General features: G+C 40.0%; 14 protein-coding genes, 2 tRNA genes and 3 rRNA genes. 18 read left to right on the forward strand and 1 reads right to left on the reverse strand.

Annotated elements, in window-relative coordinates; all coding sequences use genetic code 11:
- Positions 1 to 15: 15 nt before the first annotated feature.
- From BALOs_RS01175 to BALOs_RS01205, 7 genes are read left to right on the forward strand one after another with little or no spacing between them, the layout of a single operon-like run.
- On the forward strand, positions 16 to 822 hold the full coding sequence (locus BALOs_RS01175) for a cytochrome c oxidase subunit II (protein ID WP_114706214.1): 807 nt from the start codon (positions 16 to 18) through the stop codon (positions 820 to 822).
- A gap of 29 nt (positions 823 to 851) precedes the next feature.
- Positions 852 to 2,591, forward strand: a complete 1,740-nt coding sequence (locus BALOs_RS01180) for a cbb3-type cytochrome c oxidase subunit I (RefSeq protein ID WP_114706215.1) — start codon at positions 852 to 854, stop codon at positions 2,589 to 2,591.
- Between the two features lie 17 nt (positions 2,592 to 2,608).
- Positions 2,609 to 3,178: a cytochrome c oxidase subunit 3 gene (locus tag BALOs_RS01185; protein WP_162929485.1), complete on the forward strand. Its 570-nt coding sequence runs from the start codon at positions 2,609 to 2,611 to the stop codon at positions 3,176 to 3,178.
- Positions 3,179 to 3,188: 10 nt separating this feature from the next.
- The gene (locus BALOs_RS01190) at positions 3,189 to 4,067 is read left to right on the forward strand and encodes a c-type cytochrome (protein WP_114706217.1); all 879 of its coding nucleotides are present in this window, start codon (positions 3,189 to 3,191) and stop codon (positions 4,065 to 4,067) included.
- Positions 4,068 to 4,088: 21 nt separating this feature from the next.
- Positions 4,089 to 4,775, forward strand: coding sequence for an SCO family protein (locus BALOs_RS01195; RefSeq protein ID WP_114706218.1), 687 nt, complete (start codon positions 4,089 to 4,091; stop codon positions 4,773 to 4,775).
- A gap of 19 nt (positions 4,776 to 4,794) precedes the next feature.
- Entirely contained in the window at positions 4,795 to 5,079 is a 285-nt protein-coding gene (locus BALOs_RS01200) for a cytochrome C oxidase subunit IV family protein (RefSeq protein ID WP_162929486.1), read from the forward strand.
- A 17-nt stretch (positions 5,080 to 5,096) separates the two neighbouring features.
- Complete coding sequence (locus tag BALOs_RS01205) at positions 5,097 to 5,279, forward strand: hypothetical protein (RefSeq protein WP_114706220.1); 183 nt, start codon at positions 5,097 to 5,099, stop codon at positions 5,277 to 5,279.
- Between the two features lie 57 nt (positions 5,280 to 5,336).
- Here BALOs_RS01205 and BALOs_RS01210 read toward each other — a convergent pair whose 3' ends face one another.
- Positions 5,337 to 5,912 (reverse strand): peptidylprolyl isomerase, encoded by a 576-nt coding sequence (locus tag BALOs_RS01210; protein ID WP_120404079.1) that lies wholly within the window; start codon positions 5,910 to 5,912, stop codon positions 5,337 to 5,339.
- A 176-nt stretch (positions 5,913 to 6,088) separates the two neighbouring features.
- Between BALOs_RS01210 and BALOs_RS01215 the strand changes: the two genes are divergently transcribed.
- The 11 genes from BALOs_RS01215 to uppS all read left to right on the forward strand — a co-directional run bounded on the left by BALOs_RS01215 (position 6,089) and on the right by uppS (position 18,007).
- Positions 6,089 to 6,164 (forward strand) — tRNA-Ala (locus BALOs_RS01215).
- Between the two features lie 239 nt (positions 6,165 to 6,403).
- A 16S ribosomal RNA gene (locus BALOs_RS01220) occupies positions 6,404 to 7,956 on the forward strand.
- Between the two features lie 125 nt (positions 7,957 to 8,081).
- Positions 8,082 to 8,158, forward strand: a tRNA-Ile gene (locus BALOs_RS01225).
- Positions 8,159 to 8,272: 114 nt separating this feature from the next.
- Positions 8,273 to 11,197, forward strand: a 23S ribosomal RNA gene (locus BALOs_RS01230).
- 110 nt (positions 11,198 to 11,307) lie between these two features.
- Positions 11,308 to 11,424 (forward strand): 5S ribosomal RNA (gene rrf, locus BALOs_RS01235).
- The 16S, 23S and 5S rRNA genes sit together here with 2 tRNA genes alongside, the layout of an rRNA operon.
- A 167-nt stretch (positions 11,425 to 11,591) precedes the next feature.
- Entirely contained in the window at positions 11,592 to 14,024 is a 2,433-nt protein-coding gene (locus BALOs_RS01240) for a DNA translocase FtsK (protein WP_115362266.1), read from the forward strand.
- Between the two features lie 186 nt (positions 14,025 to 14,210).
- A complete protein-coding gene (gene rpsB / locus BALOs_RS01245; protein WP_115362264.1) occupies positions 14,211 to 14,993 on the forward strand; it encodes a 30S ribosomal protein S2 in 783 nt (260 codons plus the stop codon).
- A 26-nt stretch (positions 14,994 to 15,019) separates the two neighbouring features.
- On the forward strand, positions 15,020 to 15,904 hold the full coding sequence (gene tsf, locus BALOs_RS01250) for a translation elongation factor Ts (protein ID WP_115362262.1): 885 nt from the start codon (positions 15,020 to 15,022) through the stop codon (positions 15,902 to 15,904).
- Positions 15,905 to 15,971: 67 nt separating this feature from the next.
- On the forward strand, positions 15,972 to 16,679 hold the full coding sequence (pyrH, locus tag BALOs_RS01255) for a UMP kinase (protein WP_115362260.1): 708 nt from the start codon (positions 15,972 to 15,974) through the stop codon (positions 16,677 to 16,679).
- Positions 16,680 to 16,689: 10 nt separating this feature from the next.
- Entirely contained in the window at positions 16,690 to 17,247 is a 558-nt protein-coding gene (frr, locus tag BALOs_RS01260; protein WP_115362258.1) for a ribosome recycling factor, read from the forward strand.
- Positions 17,248 to 17,254: 7 nt separating this feature from the next.
- The gene (gene uppS, locus BALOs_RS01265; RefSeq protein WP_115362256.1) at positions 17,255 to 18,007 is read left to right on the forward strand and encodes a polyprenyl diphosphate synthase; all 753 of its coding nucleotides are present in this window, start codon (positions 17,255 to 17,257) and stop codon (positions 18,005 to 18,007) included.

The raw sequence follows: 18,007 nt of genomic DNA on the forward strand, positions 1-18,007 counted from the left end.
ATAGAAGGAAGGTCTATGGGATTTTTGACACCTGTTTATGCTGCAGTTGTTAGCACAACTTCTAAGCAGATGAGTCTTTGGGAGAGAATGACTCCTCCAGAAGACATCTCAGTTAACGGTCATTTAATTGACTGGTTATTTGGTTACACGACTTATATGAACTTATTTTTCTTTGCATTAGTTTGTATTGGTCTTTTTGGTTTCTCTTATAAATACGCAGCTAAGAGACACCCGAAGCCGTATTACACTTACGGAAACAAGAAAATTCATATCATCATTGCGACTGTAATTGGTCTATCGGTATTCCTAGGAATCGATATGAACATTACAAGAATTTCAAACGATGATTATGTAAACGTTTTTGCAAAGTGGCCAAAAGCTGATGAGAATCCACTTCGAATTCAAGCTCTAGGTCAACAGTGGGCATGGCACTTTAGATATGCCGGTGCAGATAACGTTTTCAACACAGAAGACGATGTTGTGCAATTAAATGATCTTAGACTTCCTACTGATCGTAAGGTTGTTATTCAAGTTCTTTCTAAAGATGTAATTCACTCTCTATACTTTCCAAATGCGCGTCGTAAAGTTGATGCTATTCCTGGTCGTTTAACTCGTATGTGGTGGGAGCCTACAAAAGCGGGAACTTGGGATATTGCATGTGCAGAGATGTGTGGAACATATCACTATAGAATGAAAGCTTCTCTGACTACTTATTCACAAGAAGACTTCGCAGTATGGCTTGCAGAAGCACAAGAGAAAGCTCTTCAAGAGAATGATCCTGAAAACCCTGAGTTATTCTGGGGTTGGAAGTGGCAGTATTAATTTAAAAATAATTTTTAGGAGAATATAAAATGGCATTTTTCGAGCAACATATTCACTCAGAGCCAAAGACTTTTATCTCAAAGTATATTTTCTCTTTTGATCACAAAGTGATCGGAAAGCAATTTCTTTGGTATGGAATCATTGGTCTAGGTTTAGGTGGGATGATGGCCCTAATGATTCGCTGGACACTAGCGTTTCCAGGAGAGGCATTCCCAGTACTTGGTCACCTTCTTTTCCCTTCAACGGGAGGAGTTGTTCCACCAGATACGTACGCGATGTTATTTACAATGCACGGTACGATCATGATTTTCTACGCAATTACACCTATTCTTATTGGGGCATTTGGTAATTACCTTATTCCTCTACAGATTGGTGCGCGAGATATGGTTTTCCCACTACTTAATATGCTATCTTTTTGGATTGCAGCAGCTTCTGCATTAATTCTTGTGGCATCTTTATGTTTACCATTAGGTGCAGCTGCAGGTGGTTGGACTTCATACCCAACGTTATCAACACTGATAGGATCACCAGGTGCAGGTCAAACTCTTTGGTCTTTAGCGCTTTTCCTACTGGGTGTTTCTTCAACAATGGGTGCTGTTAACTATATTACTACGGTTATCGTTCTTAGAGCTCCAGGTATGGGATATTTTGATATGCCACTTTCTGTTTGGGGTCTATGGCTTACAGCTATTCTAAACGCGATCTTCTTACCAGTTCTTGGTGCAGGTCTACTTCTTCTTATTTTTGACCGTGTATTTGGAACGACATTCTTCCTAGCTGGTGCAGCAGCAACAACTGGGACAGGTGACCCAATTCTTTACCAACACGTTTTTTGGATCTTTGGTCACCCTGAAGTTTATATTCTTATTCTTCCTGCTTGGGGGATTGTATCTGATTTACTTTCTTTCTTTGCAAGAAAACCAGCATTTGGTGCGAAAGCAACTGCGCTTTCAATGACTTCAATTACAATACTTTCAACGCTTGTATATGGTCACCATATGTATACGACTCAAATGAGTCCACTTTTAACTCAAACGTTTATGACTCTTACAATGACGATCTCGATTCCATCAGCAATTTTCTTTGCTAACTGGTTAGGAACAATCTGGAAAGGGTCAATTAGATTTGATACACCAATGATTTTCTCTCTAGGTGTTGTATTCGTATTTGGTCTTGGTGGTTTAACTGGTCTATACCTAGCTACAGTTACAACTGACCTTTACCTTCACGATACTTACTTCGTAGTAGGTCACTTCCATTACACTATGGCCGCTTCGGTTCTACTTGGTGGTTACGCTGCTATTTATTTCTGGATGCCAAAGATGTTTGGTAAATTCCTAAATGAATTCTGGGGTAAGGTACACTTTTGGATCACAATGATTGGTCTAAATGGTGTTTTCATGGGAATGATGATTGTTGGTTACGCTGGAATGCACAGACGTCTATACAATCCATTCGTATATGAATTCATGGAAAAAATGATTCCTATTAATACATTTATTACTTACTCAGCTCTACTTATGGGGCTTGGGCAGATTCCATTTGTTATTAATTTTGTGTACACAATTTTCTTTAAGAAAGAAAAAGAGCCAGTACCTAATAACCCATGGAATGTAGGTACACTTGAGTGGACTATCCCATCACCATCACCGGTTTATAACTTCAAGGAAATTCCTGTTGTTAAATGTGGGCCACACGAGCTAGGAAACCCTAATCTTCCAGAAGGTAAGGATTTCCAATACCAAACTGAAGAAATAGTTGAGGCATAATTAGAATGAGCCAGGTTATGACGAATAAAGACATTGAGGCAAGAAAGTTAACATCATCAATTGCGATGATCGTTATCCTTGTTTCTTTTACGATGCTCTTTGCTTCGATGTTACTTGGCTATTCTGTATATCGCTTTACTGTTGATGTATGGCCACCAATGGGAATGCCGAGAATCCCTCTGACAATTCCAATGGTGAGTACGTTTATAATTGCGTTAAGTTCTGCAACTCTTGTTCTTTTTGAGTCTTCTTTTGAAAAAAAGAACCTTAAGGCCATGAGAGCTTACTTTGGTTTAACGTTCTTATTAGGACTTGGGTTTATGTTTGTACAGTTACAACTATGGAACTCAATGGCCGCAATGGGATTACACGCCTCAGGCGGTGTCTTTCCATCATTATTTTATGCATTAACTTGGACACATGCTGCGCATATTGTTGCAGGTTTATTTGCATTATTATTTCTACTTCCTGTAGCTGCAAAAGGTTACAGTGTTGAGAAAATAACTTGGGTACAGAATGTATCTAAGTTTTGGCACTTTCTTGGTGTCGTATGGTTAGTAATGTTTATCGTTATGTTTGTATTTTAAGAGGATAGCTATGAAGAAAATGGCATTAACTTTAACAGCAATGTTTACAATTTTATCTTTGGTTTCATGCCAGGAAAACCATTTTAAAGAAGATAAAGTATTCGCAGGTGGTCTCTATGTTAAGAGTGAAGTTCTTAATAGAGGGAAACAAATTTATACTGAGTACTGTATGGCCTGTCACGGTGTTAACGGTGATGGAAAAGGTGTTGCAGCTAAGTCAATGAAAGTTCCACCGCGTGACTTTACAAAAGGTGTCTTTAAATTTGGTCTTGTTCCATCAGGAGAACTTCCACATGATAAACATCTTTATACAATCCTTGAAAAAGGACTACATGGAACAGCAATGCTTCCTTGGGACCTTACAAAAGATCAAATGTTTGAAGTAGTTCAATACATCAAGACATTTGCTCCAGATGTTTGGGAAGGTAAAGATAAGAAGCTTGGTGAGCAAGTTATTTTAACTAAAAACCCATATGGTGTAGCTCACTTAGAAGCTGCCATTGAGGAAGGTAAGAAAGTATATCACGCCGATGCAATGTGCTGGTCTTGTCACAGAGCTTATGTTCCAAAAGAGGAGCTAGCAGAGCTTACTGGAATGGGGGAAGATGACTTCACTGAACTTGACTACCAAGTTAAGCTTCAAGAAACGGAATGGGGATTTAAATCACTTCCACCTGAATTCACTTGGAACTCAATTCGTTCAGCAGATACTGTTGAAGAAATCGCTCTACGTTTAGCTGCTGGTGTTGGTGGTACAGCAATGGCCGCTTGGAAGGGAACAATAACTGATGATCAAATTTGGGCAGTTGCTCATTACGTTCATTACTTAAAGAGTTTAAAGAATACAGATGCTCGTAAAGAGTTAATGGATCGTATTAAAAACCAATAACAAAAAAAGAGAATCGATAAGATGGCAACTCTAGGTATAAAAAGATCAAATAACTTATTCGAAGTGCTTATTTCAAAGAAAGCATTTTGGTTAGTATTTGTTCTTTATTTCTTCTCTGTTCCGGTTATTAAGTCGGTAACAAGAGAGTTACCACAAGAGCTGCCTGTCTTAAAGAAGCTTCCAGACTATTCACTTGTGAATAGTTTTGGAAAAACATTTGGTTCGAAAGAACTTGCAGGTCGTGTTTATATTGCAAACTTTATTTTTACAACATGTCCTTCAAGTTGCTTGAGATTAACAGCTGAAATGCAAAAGATTCAAAAAAGAGTAAGAGGACTGGGACAAAAAGTTGCTCTTGTTTCTTTTACTGTTGATCCAGATACTGACAAACCAAAAACTCTTTTTAAATATGCAAGAAAACATCAAGCGAATCCTTATGTTTGGACATTCTTAACTGGTGAAACTAAAGACCTTCAAGCTACAATTATTGATGGCTTCGGAGTTGCCATGGGTGAGATGGAAGAAGTTAAAGGAAATGTTAACGGTGAAACTGTTACAATGTTTGATATTGCACACTCTGAGAAGTTAGTTCTAGTTGATGGAACAGGAAACGTCAGAGGTTATTATGATTCAACAAAGAAAGACATTAATAAATTAATGATCGATGTTGGCTTACTAGTAAATAGAAAAGAATATTCAAAAAACTAATATAAAAATGGAGAATAAAATGGCCGAAGGTGCACATCATTCACATAAGAAACTTTATATCTTTATTTTCTTCGTACTTGCGTTTCTAACTGCTGTAGAACTTATCATTCCTGGTATGACTAATATTGCAAAGATCTACCGCGACTCTGCTTTAATTCTTTTAGCATTAGGAAAAGCATTTCTTGTTGCTTATTACTTCATGCACTTAAACGAAGAAACAAAGTGGACTCGTTTTATCGCAGCTATTCCAATTTCAGCTGGTGTATATGCGACAGTACTTATTTTAGAATCAATGTTTAGATAGGACAAAAAGGAGTTTGTATGTCTGAAAATACAAATACGAATACAACGACTGAAACACAAGCAAGTAAGAAAGAACCATTACCAGTAAAAGATGGCCAATTCACTGCAAAGACTACTTGGATTATTGGTTTTTTAATCCTTATGCTATTAGTTCTAAAAACCTTCATCTACACAAAAGATAAAAAGAGACATGGAAAATAATAAAAAAGCCTACTAAACAGTAGGCTTTTTTTATGCACAAATTTCTTTTTAAAAACTTTACTCTATATATTCAATACTAATTATCTTATCGCCCTTTCTGACTTTATCTAAAACATCTAATCCATCAACAACTTGTCCAAATACAGTATACTTTTTATCTAAGTGTGGAAGTGCTGTTAAAGCAATGTAGAACTGCGAGTCTGCACTATTTTCATCTGTTAAAGTACGTGCCATGGCCATTGTTCCTTTAACATGACTTAATTTATTAAATTCTGCTTGTAACTTTTGACCGGAACCCCCTGTACCAGTACCTGTAGGGTCACCTGTTTGTATAACAAAGTCAGGCACAACACGATGAAAAGATAAACCATCATAAAAACCACTTTGAATAAGTTGAATAATGCGTGCAACGGTATTAGGAGCCACTTTCGGGTAGAATTTAAAGGTGATTACACCATGAGAAGTCTTAATAATACCTTCAGATTCAGATAATCCAGTACGATCAACTTTTATTTTAAAGACATCGACCTTTTTGTCCGATGTATTTTCTTGCGGGTTTTGCTCTGTATTTTTAGTACAACCTAAAATAAAGCATAGAAATAGTGTTATTCTTACAAACTTTGCAATAGTCATTATTGAGAAACTCCTTGTATATATGAAATTATGATAGGGAATAAAAAAAAATGCAAAAAAAAGTTAAAAAAAAGAAAAAAGTGTATTGACATATAAAACGAGAAGACATAAATTACGTTTCACCTTGAGAGATGAACGACAAACATCACTGCAAAACAGTTGATGCGAAATCTTGTGGGCGTGTAGCTCAGTTGGGAGAGCACCTGCTTTGCACGCAGGGGGTCGCAGGTTCGACTCCTGTCATGTCCACCATTTATTTCAAGAGGCTCTTTAACATTTGAATATAGTATAAAAGATTTGCTGCTTCGGTAGCAATCAAGATGAGAAGAAATCCAAAAAAAGTTTTAAACGGTTTTTGAAAGATCTGACGTAACTGAATCATTGAAGTTACTTCAATCAGTCAGATGCCATTTAAACTTTGTAAATTTGAGTTTAAATCGGAAGATTCAGGACAAACGTAAATTGAGTAAATTAAATTTTTTCAAGATATATGCTTGGAGAGTTTGATCCTGGCTCAGAACGAACGCTGGCGGCATGCTTAACACATGCAAGTCGAACGAGAAAGCACCTTCGGGTGTGAGTAGAGTGGCGCACGGGTGAGTAACGCGTAGGTAATCTGCCTCATAGCGGGGGATAACCAGGAGAAATTCTGGCTAATACCGCATACGATCTACGACATGGAAAAAGTAGATGAAAGAATGCCTCTCCTTGGAAGCATTTACTATGAGATGAGCCTGCGTTGCATTAGCTTGTTGGTGGGGTAACGGCCTACCAAGGCAACGATGCATAGCTGGTCTGAGAGGACGATCAGCCACACTGGAACTGAGACACGGTCCAGACTCCTACGGGAGGCAGCAGTGGGGAATATTGCGCAATGGGGGAAACCCTGACGCAGCAATGCCGCGTGAGTGAGGAAGGCCTTCGGGTTGTAAAGCTCTGTCAAATAGGAAGAATTCCTCTGGGTCCAATAGGCCTAGAGATTGACGGTACTATTAAAGGAAGCACCGGCTAACTTCGTGCCAGCAGCCGCGGTAATACGAAGGGTGCAAGCGTTGTTCGGATTTACTGGGCGTAAAGCGCGCGCAGGCGGATTTATAAGCCAGATGTGAAATCTCGGGGCTCAACCCCGAAACTGCGTCTGGAACTGTAGATCTAGAGTTATGGAGGGGAGAGCGGAATTTCGCATGTAGGGGTAAAATCCGTAGAGATGCGAAGGAACACCAGAGCCGAAGGGGGCTCTCTGGCCATCAACTGACGCTGAGGCGCGAAAGCGTGGGGAGCAAACAGGATTAGATACCCTGGTAGTCCACGCCGTAAACGATGAGTACTAGATATTGGGGGTTTGACCCTCTCAGTGTCAAAGCTAACGCATTAAGTACTCCGCCTGGGAAGTACGGTCGCAAGACTAAAACTCAAAGGAATTGACGGGGGCCCGCACAAGCGGTGGATTATGTGGTTTAATTCGAAGCAACGCGCAGAACCTTACCTGGGCTTGAAATCCCGAGAAGATCGACCAAAATTGATTGTGCTCTTCGGAGAACTCGGTGACAGGCGCTGCATGGCTGTCGTCAGCTCGTGTCGTGAGATGTTGGGTTAAGTCTCGCAACGAGCGCAACCCCTATCTTTAGTTGCCAGCATTAAGTTGGGCACTCTAGAGAGACTGCCTGGGTTAACCAGGAGGAAGGTGGGGATGACGTCAAGTCCTCATGGCCCTTATGTCCAGGGCTACACACGTAATACAATGGTGCATACAGAGGGACGCAAGCATGCGAGTGTTAGCAAATCTCAAAAAGTGCATCTCAGTCCGGATTGGAGTCTGCAACTCGACTCCATGAAGTTGGAATCGCTAGTAATCGCAGATCAGCACGCTGCGGTGAATACGTTCCCGGGCCTTGTACACACCGCCCGTCACACCATGGGAGTTGATCTTACCTGAAGCCGTGGCCCTAACTTTTAGAGGGGAGCGTCTACGGTCGGATCGATGACTGGGGTGAAGTCGTAACAAGGTAGCCCTAGGGGAACCTGGGGCTGGATCACCTCCTTTTAAAGGATTTTTGTACGAACAAGTTGAAGCAGATAACAGTAGAAATTAAGTACATTATTCTGGTCAAACGTTTAAAACGAAATTGGATTTCTTTCTCATTTTTTATAAAAATACAAAATTATTTTGGGTTTGTAGCTCAGCTGGTTAGAGTACGTCCCTGATAAGGACGGGGTCGCTGGTTCGAGTCCAGCCAGACCCACCATTAATAATTTTAGATCTTTTACATTTAAATAACAGTATCAGATAGAAGACGAGAACTTAAAAGTAAAACAAAACAAGACAAGTATATTGATTATACAAAACTTTTAGTTGGTTAGATAAAGCTACTAAGGGTATATGGTGGATATCTTGGCAGTAAGAGGCGATGAAAGACGTGTGTTAGAGTGCGATATGTATCGGCGAGCCCTCAAGCAGGCTTTGACCCGGTAATTTCTGAATGGGGGAACCCAGCTTATGGAGACATAGGTTACCGTTTGGTGAGTAAAGTAGCCATTCTGGAGCTAACCAGGGGAACTGAAACATCTAAGTACCCTGAGGAAGAGAAATCAATTGAGATTTCGCTAGTAGCGGCGAGCGAACGCGAAATAGCCCAAACCGTTAAGTTTACTTAGCGGGGTTGTAGGACTGCAATATGTAGCTTTGAGATTAGGAGAAGGGTCTGGGAAGTCCCGCCAAAGAGAGTGAAAGCCTCGTATCTGAAAGTTGATAAGCGCTAGCAGTATCCTGAGTAGGACGGAACACGTGAAATTTTGTCTGAATCTGGGAGGACCACCTTCCAAGGCTAAATACTACTTACTGACCGATAGTGAACAAGTACCGTGAGGGAAAGATGAAAAGAACCCCGATGAGGGGAGTGAAATAGAACTTGAAACCATATACTTACAATCGGTGGAAGTGCTATTGTAAGGCATGACCACGTACCTTTTGCATTATGAGCCATCGAGTTACGATTTGTAGCAAGGTTAAGCCGTTGCAGGTGTAGCCGTAGGGAAACCGAGTCTTAATAGGGCGTTTAGTTGCAGGTCGTAGACCCGAAACGGGATGAGCTATCCATGAGCAGGTTGAAGCGAGGGTAACACCTTGTGGAGGACCGAACCCATATAGGTTGAAAACTGTTGGGATGACTTGTGGATAGGGGTGAAAGGCCAATCAAATTCCGTGATAGCTGGTTCTCTTCGAAATGCATTTAGGTGCAGCGTCTGACGAATACTGACGGGGGTACAGCACTGAATTGGCTAGGGGGCTTACCAGCTTACCAAACCATATCAAACTCAGAATACCGTTAAGTAATATCAGGCAGTGAGACTACGGATGCTAAGGTCCGTTGTCGAAAGGGTAAGAGCCCTGACCATCAGCTAAGGTCCCTAAATCGTGTCTAAGTGGGAAAGGTTGTGGAACTACTGTGACATCCAGGAGGTTGGCTTAGAAGCAGCCACCCTTTAAAGAAAGCGTAATAGCTCACTGGACTAGTGGTTCTGCGCCGAAAATGTAACGGGGCTAAAGATACGTACCGAAGCTATGGAATGAACTTTGTTCATTGGTAGAAGAGCATTGTGTTTATCGATGAAGGCGTACCGCGAGGAGCGCTGGAGATCCCACAAGAGCTGATGATGGCATGAGTAGCGATAAGGAGTGTGAGAATCACTCCCGCCGAAAATCTAAGGGTTCCTGGGCCAGGTGACTCCGCCCAGGGTTAGTCGGATCCTAAGGTGAGGCCGAAAGGCGTAATCGATGGACAACAGGTTAATATTCCTGTACTTGGTTATATTCGTTTGACATGAGGAGTGACGGAGAAAGGTAGCAAATCCCACTGTTGGATGTGGGTTTAAGCGTGTAGGCTGAGATGTAGGCAAATCCGCATCTCGTGAAGGCTGAGGCGTGATGACGAGGGCTTGCCCGAAGTTTGTGATCCTCTGCTTCCCAGAAAAACTTCGTATGAAGAATGTAATCAATCCGTACCGTAAACCGACACAGGTAGATGAGGAGAGAATCCTCAGGCGCTTGGGAGAACTCTTGTTAAGGAACTCTGCAAATTGGAGCCGTAACTTCGGGATAAGGCTCGCCCCTGCTGGTGACATCGCTTGCCGATGTAGCTGACGGGGGCCGCAGTGAAAAGGGGGTAGCGACTGTTTATCAAAAACACAGGACTCTGCAAACACGCAAGTGGACGTATAGGGTCTGACGCCTGCCCGGTGCTCGAAGGTTAAGAGGAGAGGTTATCCTTTTGGAGAAGCTTTGAATCGAAGCCCGAGTAAACGGCGGCCGTAACTATAACGGTCCTAAGGTAGCGAAATTCCTAGTCGGGTAAGTTCCGACCTGCACGAATGGCGTAACGACTTCCCCACTGTCTCAACAAGAGGCCCAGCGAAATTGGAGTGCGCGTGAAGATACGCGCTACCCGCGGAAGGACGAAAAGACCCCGTGAACCTTTACTGTAGCTTGACATTGGCTTTTGAATAGTAATGCGTAGGATAGGTGGGAGCTGTTGATATGTGCGTTCCGGCGTACAAGAAGGCATCCTTGAAATACCACCCTTTGCTATTTGAAATCCTAACCTACCATCGTAATCCGGTGGGGGGACAATGTCTGGTGGGCAGTTTGACTGGGGCGGTCGCCTCCTAAAGAGTAACGGAGGCGCACAAAGGTTCCCTCAGGCCGCATGGAAACCGGCTGTAGAGTGTAAACGCATAAGGGAGCTTGACTGCAACACAAACAAGTGGAGCAGGGTCGAAAGACGGTGTTAGTGATCCGGTGGTTCCGAGTGGAAGGGCCATCGCTCAACGGATAAAAGGTACTCCGGGGATAACAGGCTGATCTCCCCCAAGAGTTCACATCGACGGGGAGGTTTGGCACCTCGATGTCGGCTCATCGCATCCTGGGGCTGGAGCAGGTCCCAAGGGTTAGACTGTTCGTCTATTAAAGCGGTACGCGAGCTGGGTTCAGAACGTCGTGAGACAGTTCGGTCTCTATCCTCCGTGGGCGCAAGAAATTTGAGTGAATCTGACCTTAGTACGAGAGGACCGGGTTGGACGAACCTATGGTGTATCGGTTGTGACGCCAGTTGCATTGCCGAGTAGCTAAGTTCGGAAGGGATAACCGCTGAAAGCATCTAAGTGGGAAGCCCATCACAAGATAAGATTTCTATAAGACAGCTTGTAGACTACGAGCTTGATAGGTCGCATGTGTAAGCGCAGTAATGTGTTGAGCTGAGCGATACTAATTAGTCTTTTTGCTTTATTTAACTTTTACTTTTAAGTTCACTTCTATTTGATATTGTTTTTTAAGTGTAAAAACTTTAAAAGACTTGAAAAAGTCTAGAGATTGAATTAAATATACCAAGAATTAAATTTTTGGTGTGTCGATAGCGGCGGGGAAACACCTGATACCATCCCGAACTCAGCAGTTAAGCCCGCTAGCGCCAAAGGTAGTGCCAGGGTAACTTGGTGTGAGACTAGGAAGATGCACCTTCTATATAAAAAGCCAGATCAATGATCTGGCTTTTTTTGTTTAAGGTGTCCTGAATGCTCACGCATTCAGTGATCTGGCTTTTTTTGTTTTAGGGGTTAAAAATCTTTTAAATCCTATCTATAAGCCTTTTCTTTTGCCTTTAGCAACATTTCATATACAATATTAATATGAAGAAAAATATCCTTAAAACTCAACTACTTATACTATTTGTTCTCACGTTATTTTCATTTACATCTTTCTATTTCGGAAATGATCTACCTGATAATTACTTTACAATTACTTCAGAAAACTCAGGCAATATATTAAGTTATTATTTTTTTTCATTGGTAAAGTTAGCTTCTTACTTTAGTGGGCCATGGATTTTAATACCTTTCTTCATTTTTTCTATTTGTCATACTTTCATTTATGATAAGCGAGAGTATTTAGTCGATGTATTGAACTTTTTTCCATTAGTATTTGTTTCTGGAAGTCTTTCATTCTTATTTTTCCAAGACAGTTTAGGATTTGGCCTTCAATACGCATTTAAAAATGGATTCACAACACTTTGGTTATCTATCTATACAGCAGCAGCTTTTGTTGCCTTTCTATTTGGGACTTTCAGAACTGGATTTAAGGATTCTATTGTAAAAACATTCTATTTTGCTAAATCTGTACCGGCCAAAACAGTGAAAGCTAAGCAGGTCCTTCTTGCTCCCTTAGCTAAAAAAGAATCGATTGCTCAGATTGAGCACGATAATAGTCTAAAAAGGAGAATGGATAATATTCTTAAAGATGACTCTAAAAAAGATAAAAAAGAAAAAAGTGGCTTATTTGATTCTTTGAATAAAATTAAAACTCCATCTATTTTAAAATCTAAAAAAGACGATGATGTATCAGATGATTCAAAAGATGAGGATATTGAAGATGCTATTATCAAGCCTACTTTAACTGCAAATACTAATATGCAGGATAAAGTAGATGAAAGTCAAAAGGCTGAGCAAGTCGATCTTCAGCAGCAACAGGCTTCTAGTGAAGAGAAATCACCGCAAAGAGAGCCTCAGGTTAAGAAGATCCATGTTACTGCACCTTTAAATAGAATCGCTGATAGTGAAAATGATAATCAATATTTTGATATTGTTGATACGGCAAAAGAAAGTACTGTTGATAAGGTTTCAAATGAGCCAGATAAAGCTTACTTTGAACAAATTATTACACTTCTAGAATCAAAGCTTACAGAATTCAAAATTGAAGGTGAAATTGTAAACGTACTAAAAGGTCCTGTTGTTGATACTTTTGAGTACCGACCAGGTGCAGGTGTTAAGGTTTCAAAAATTACGGGATTAGCAGATGATTTATCTCTGGCCCTTTATGGTGCCCCAATTAGGGTTGTTCCAGCGATGTCTGGTAAGGATACCGTTGGTATTGAAGTCCCTAGAAATCCTCGTGATATCATATATTTAGATGAGGTTTTAAGTTCTCAAGAGTTTCAAGACTCTAAATACTCTCTTCCAATTGCAATGGGGAAGAATGCATTCGGAGACTCATTTGTTATCGACTTAGCGACTTGTCCACACATGTTAGTTGCTGGTGCAACAGGGGCCGGTAAGTCAGTATTTATTAACTCTCTACTCGTTTCTCTTCTTGTGAAGAAGTCACCTGAGAAAATGAAGTTAATTCTTATTGACCCTAAACAACTAGAAATGGCACTTTATAAGAAACTACCTCACTTATTGATGCCTGTTGTGACAGATGCCAAAACAGCATCAATTTCATTATTGTGGGCCTGCCAAGAGATGGATCGACGTTATTCAATTCTTGCAGATTTTGGTGTTAGAAATATTTCTGGATTCAACGAAAAGCTTAAGCGTGCGACACCGGAGATGCTGGCAAAAATTCATCATCACTATGAGGATACGACAGCTGAAAATTACGAACTTCCTTATATTGTTATTATTGTTGATGAGTTTGCAGACCTCGTACTTACAAAAGCTGGGAAAGAAATTGAAAATAATATTGCACGTATTGCTGCAAAAGCTCGTGCTGCCGGTATCCACTTAGTATTAGCAACTCAGAGACCATCAGTTGATGTTATTACTGGTGTTATCAAGTCTAATTTCCCAACTCGTGTTGCCTTTAGGGTTTCATCTCGTACGGACTCAAGTACTATTCTTGATAAAATAGGAGCAGAAAGACTTCTTGGTAAAGGGGATATGCTATATAAACACGGAATTAATACACAACGTGTTCACTCTTCATATGTTGATGAAAATGAAATTGAAGCACTAACTAATAAGTTAGAAGCACTTGAGCCAGGCTTTGATGAAAAAGCAATGGAATTTCTTGAGAATGGTGGAGAGGTTGAAACAGATGATTATACATATGGTTCTCATATCTCGACTCCATCTTCATCGAACTCTGGAGATGCACTTTATGATGATGCGGTAAAAATTGTCATGGAGTCACGCTCAGCGTCAGCCTCAATGTTACAAAGAAGATTGAGAATTGGTTATAACCGAGCAGCAAATCTTATTGAGGAACTCGAAAAGCGTGGTGTAGTTGGTCCTGCTCAAGGGGCTAAGCCGCGTCGCGTCCTCGTCGATGGTAATTCGGCATCATTATAATCTCGAAAGGCCTTGTGCGAGTCTAGTTCAAGGCCTATACATCCTTAAAAATATTACAAAAAAATATTGAATCCCTGAAGTCATCGTGTTAAAAATGCACCATCGCAATATCGCGAAATAAACAGCTGCTCGAAGGGTTGGTCCGTTCGGTTCGAGTTAGTGTAATTAACCAACTTAGGAGTAATAATGTCAGAATTAAACATCAATGATCTATTAAAAGCTGGTGCTCACTTCGGTCACCAAACACACAAGTGGAACCCAAAAATGAAGCCATATGTATTTGGTGAAAGAAACGGTATCTACATCTTAGATCTTGCTAAAACAATTCCAATGGCAAAGAAAGCTCACGATTTCCTAAAGAAGACTGCTTCTGAAGGTAAGCCAATTCTTTTCGTAGCTACAAAAAGACAAGCATCTGAAACAGTAAAGAATGCTGCTGCTTCTTGTGGAGCTTACTACGTAACTAACAGATGGCTAGGTGGGATGCTTACAAACTACAAAACAATTAATCTTTCAATCGATAAACTAAGAAAAGTTGAAAAGATGAAAGAAACAGGTGACTTCGAGCTTCTAACTAAGAAAGAAAGAATCAAAGTTGGAAAAGAAGTTGAAAAGCTTGAGAAAAACCTTGGTGGTATCAAGGATATGAGAAAGCTTCCAGGTGCAGTTGTTATCGTTGATCCAAATAACGAAAGAATTGCAGTAAAAGAAGCTAACAAGCTAGGTATTCCTGTTGTTGCAATCGTTGATACTAACTGTAACCCAGAAGGTGTTGACTACATTGTTCCAGGTAACGATGATGCAATCAAATCAATTACTCTATTCTCTGAGTACTTCGCTGGTGCGATCTCTGCAAGTGGTGGAAAGACTAAAGCTGCTGCAGGAACTAAAGCTGCCGATAAAGCTCTAGAAGAAGAAATTCTTTCTAAGTACGAGAACGATATTGATTTAGCTGGTGAAGAAGAATAATTAAATCATAATTAGCGAGGTATAAGATGGCTATTACGGCAAGCGCTGTTAAAGAATTAAGAGAAAAAACTGGTGCAGGTATGATGGACTGTAAGAAAGCTCTTACAGAAACAAACGGAGACCTAGAAGCGGCAGTTGATTTCCTAAGAACTAAAGGTCTAGCAAAAGCTGCTAAAAAAGCAAGCCGTGTTGCTGCTGAAGGTACTGTAGTATCTGTAGTTGATGGTAACAAAGGTGTAATCCTTGAAGTTAACTGTGAAACAGACTTCGTTGCAAAAGGTGACGACTTCCAAGGTTTCGCAAAATCAGTTGCTGAATGGACTCTTGCTAACAAGCCTGGTTCTGTTGATGAACTTAAAGAAGCTAAAAATGCTGAAACAACTGAACTTACTATGAAATGTGGTGAGAAGATTGATCTAAGAAGATTCTCTGCAGTTGAAACTACAGGTGTTCTTGGTTCATATAACCACGGTGGAAAAATTGGTGTTCTAGTTGATCTAGATACTGATAAGGCCGATGCTCCAGAAGTTGCGGAACTTGCAAAAGATATCGCAATGCACGTTGCAGCTGCTGCTCCAACTTTCTTAACTTCTGATGACATTGATGAGTCATACAAGAAGAGAGAAGAAGAAGTTTACCGTGCACAACTTAAAGAAGAAGGGAAGCCTGAGAACATGATCGATCAGATCGTTAAAGGTAAACTAGGAAAACTTGCTAAAGAAGTTTGTCTTGTTGAGCAAGTATTCATCAAGAACCCAGACTTCACTATCAAGAAACTTGTTGCTGATGTAGCAGGTAAAGTTGGTGGTAACATTACTGTAAAAGCTTTCCATAAAATCAACCTTGGTGAAGGGATTGAGAAGAAAGAAGATAACTTAGCAGACGAAGTTGCTAAGATGACTCAACAGTAAAAATAATTACTAAATATAAGAAAAGGGCTTTTATAAGCCCTTTTTTTTTGCAAGGTTTTGGGGACTTATGAAATATAAAAGAATTCTATTAAAGCTATCAGGTGAAGCTTTAGCAGGGGAAGCTGGTTACGGTGTTACACACGATGTTCTAAATCAAATCTCAGAGGAAGTTAAAGATCTTGTAGAGATGGGTGTTGAAGTAGCTATCGTTGTTGGTGGAGGAAATATTCACCGCGGTGTCGCTGGAGCAACTAGAGGAATGGATCGTACTTCATCTGACCATATGGGAATGCTGGCCACTGTTATAAATGCACTTGCAATGCAAGACTCGTTAGAGCAAAAAGGTGTGTTTACAAGAGTTATGTCAGCTATTGATATGCAAGAGATTTGTGAGCCATATATCAGACGTCGCGCTGAAAGGCATTTAGAAAAGAAACGCGTTGTTATCTTTGCAGCTGGAACAGGTAATCCATATTTTACAACTGATACAGCGGCAGCGTTAAGAGCTAATGAAATTGACGCACAGGTAATCTTTAAAGCAACAAAAGTTGACGGAATTTATGATAAAGATCCTATGAAATATGATGACGCAGTTAAGTTCGATCAATTAAAATATATCGATGTATTAAATAAGGGAATCAAAGTTATGGATTCTGCCGCTATCTCACTTTGTATGGATAATGAGATGGAAATTGTGGTATTTAATATGTTTGAAAATGGAAATATTGCAAAGGCCGTAAGAGGTGAAGCAATAGGAACAAAAGTTATTAAATAAGAGGTGTAAAATGATTAATGAAATTAAAGCTGGCCTTGAAACAGATATGTCAAAAGCAATTGATTCTCTAAAGCATCAACTGACAAAAGTAAGAACTGGACGTGCATCAGCATCTGTTCTTGATGGTGTTATGGTTGAGTATTATGGAGCTCCAACTCCAGTTAATCAGGTTGGGCAAATCTCAACTCCAGAGGCTCGATTACTTCAAATTCAACCATTTGATAAAACACTTATAAGTGAAATTGAAAAATCAATCATCAATGCAAATTTAGGACTAACTCCATCAAACGATGGAAACCTAATTAGAATTCAATTCCCAGCTCTAACAGAAGAAAGAAGAAAAGAGCAGGTAAAAGAAATCAAAAAGATTGGTGAAGATAGCAAGATTCAAATAAGAAATGCCCGTCGTGATGGAAACGAAACGGTAAAAAAGGCAGAGAAAGCAAAAGAGATTTCTGAAGATGATTCAAAGAAGTTTCAAGCTGAAATTCAAACTGTTACAGATAAGTTTACAAAACAAGTTGATGAAATCGTAGCAGGAAAAGAAAAAGAGCTACTTACTCTCTAATAGAAATATGGACTTTCAAGTTAATAAACTTAAACATGTCGCAATTATAATGGACGGAAATGGGCGTTGGGCACAGAACCGCGCCCATCGTCGTGTTTGGGGTCATGTTCGTGGAAGTTCTGTTGTAAGTAATATCGTTGAAAAAGCAGATGATATGGGGGTTAAGGCTTTAACCCTCTATGCATTTTCAACAGAAAACTGGGGACGTCCCCCTTCTGAGATTAGAACCTTATTTCTACTTCTAAAAAAGTTCTTAATTAAAGAACGAAATAAAGTCTTAAAGAATAATATCAAATTCAATATCATTGGTGATATCTCTAAGCTTCCAAAAGATACAGTAAAGATTATCGATGATCTAAAACGAGATTCAAAAGATAATACAGGCTTAAAGCTCACATTTGCGTTTGGCTATGGTGGGAGAGCTGAAATTATTAGTGCTGTTAATAAATTAATTGCTGAAGATATTGAGGTAACTGAGGAGAGTATTTCAAATGCTCTTCATGCGCCTGAACTTGGTGATGTAGACTTAATGATTAGAACTGGTGGCGATCAGAGAATTTCAAATTTCTTATTATGGCAAATTGCCTATGGTGAGTTGTATTTCACTGAAACAATGTGGCCAAATTTTACTTGTACTGAATTTGAAAAAATTATCATGGAAGTTGAAAAACGTGAAAGACGCTTTGGCCAAGTAACAGAAACAGAGTCATTGGCAGCAACAAAGACTCAAGTGAAAAATAATTTTAGATTAATTAATTAA

It is taken from the genome of Halobacteriovorax sp. BALOs_7, assembly GCF_003612895.1.
In the GTDB taxonomy this organism is placed as follows: domain Bacteria; phylum Bdellovibrionota; class Bacteriovoracia; order Bacteriovoracales; family Bacteriovoracaceae; genus Halobacteriovorax_A; species Halobacteriovorax_A vibrionivorans.

Excerpts from the sequence above, each read along its gene's own strand:
- BALOs_RS01175 (WP_114706214.1), top strand. The coding sequence starts at position 16 with ATGGGATTTTTGACACCTGTTTATGCTGCAGTTGTTAGCACAACTTCT.
- BALOs_RS01180 (WP_114706215.1), top strand. The coding sequence starts at position 852 with ATGGCATTTTTCGAGCAACATATTCACTCAGAGCCAAAGACTTTTATC.
- BALOs_RS01185 (WP_162929485.1), top strand. The coding sequence starts at position 2,609 with ATGACGAATAAAGACATTGAGGCAAGAAAGTTAACATCATCAATTGCG.
- BALOs_RS01190 (WP_114706217.1), top strand. The coding sequence starts at position 3,189 with ATGAAGAAAATGGCATTAACTTTAACAGCAATGTTTACAATTTTATCT.
- BALOs_RS01195 (WP_114706218.1), top strand. The coding sequence starts at position 4,089 with ATGGCAACTCTAGGTATAAAAAGATCAAATAACTTATTCGAAGTGCTT.
- BALOs_RS01200 (WP_162929486.1), top strand. The coding sequence starts at position 4,795 with ATGGCCGAAGGTGCACATCATTCACATAAGAAACTTTATATCTTTATT.
- BALOs_RS01205 (WP_114706220.1), top strand. The coding sequence starts at position 5,097 with ATGTCTGAAAATACAAATACGAATACAACGACTGAAACACAAGCAAGT.
- BALOs_RS01210 (WP_120404079.1), bottom strand. The coding sequence starts at position 5,912 with ATGACTATTGCAAAGTTTGTAAGAATAACACTATTTCTATGCTTTATT.
- BALOs_RS01240 (WP_115362266.1), top strand. The coding sequence starts at position 11,592 with ATGAAGAAAAATATCCTTAAAACTCAACTACTTATACTATTTGTTCTC.
- rpsB (WP_115362264.1), top strand. The coding sequence starts at position 14,211 with ATGTCAGAATTAAACATCAATGATCTATTAAAAGCTGGTGCTCACTTC.
- tsf (WP_115362262.1), top strand. The coding sequence starts at position 15,020 with ATGGCTATTACGGCAAGCGCTGTTAAAGAATTAAGAGAAAAAACTGGT.
- pyrH (WP_115362260.1), top strand. The coding sequence starts at position 15,972 with ATGAAATATAAAAGAATTCTATTAAAGCTATCAGGTGAAGCTTTAGCA.
- frr (WP_115362258.1), top strand. The coding sequence starts at position 16,690 with ATGATTAATGAAATTAAAGCTGGCCTTGAAACAGATATGTCAAAAGCA.
- uppS (WP_115362256.1), top strand. The coding sequence starts at position 17,255 with ATGGACTTTCAAGTTAATAAACTTAAACATGTCGCAATTATAATGGAC.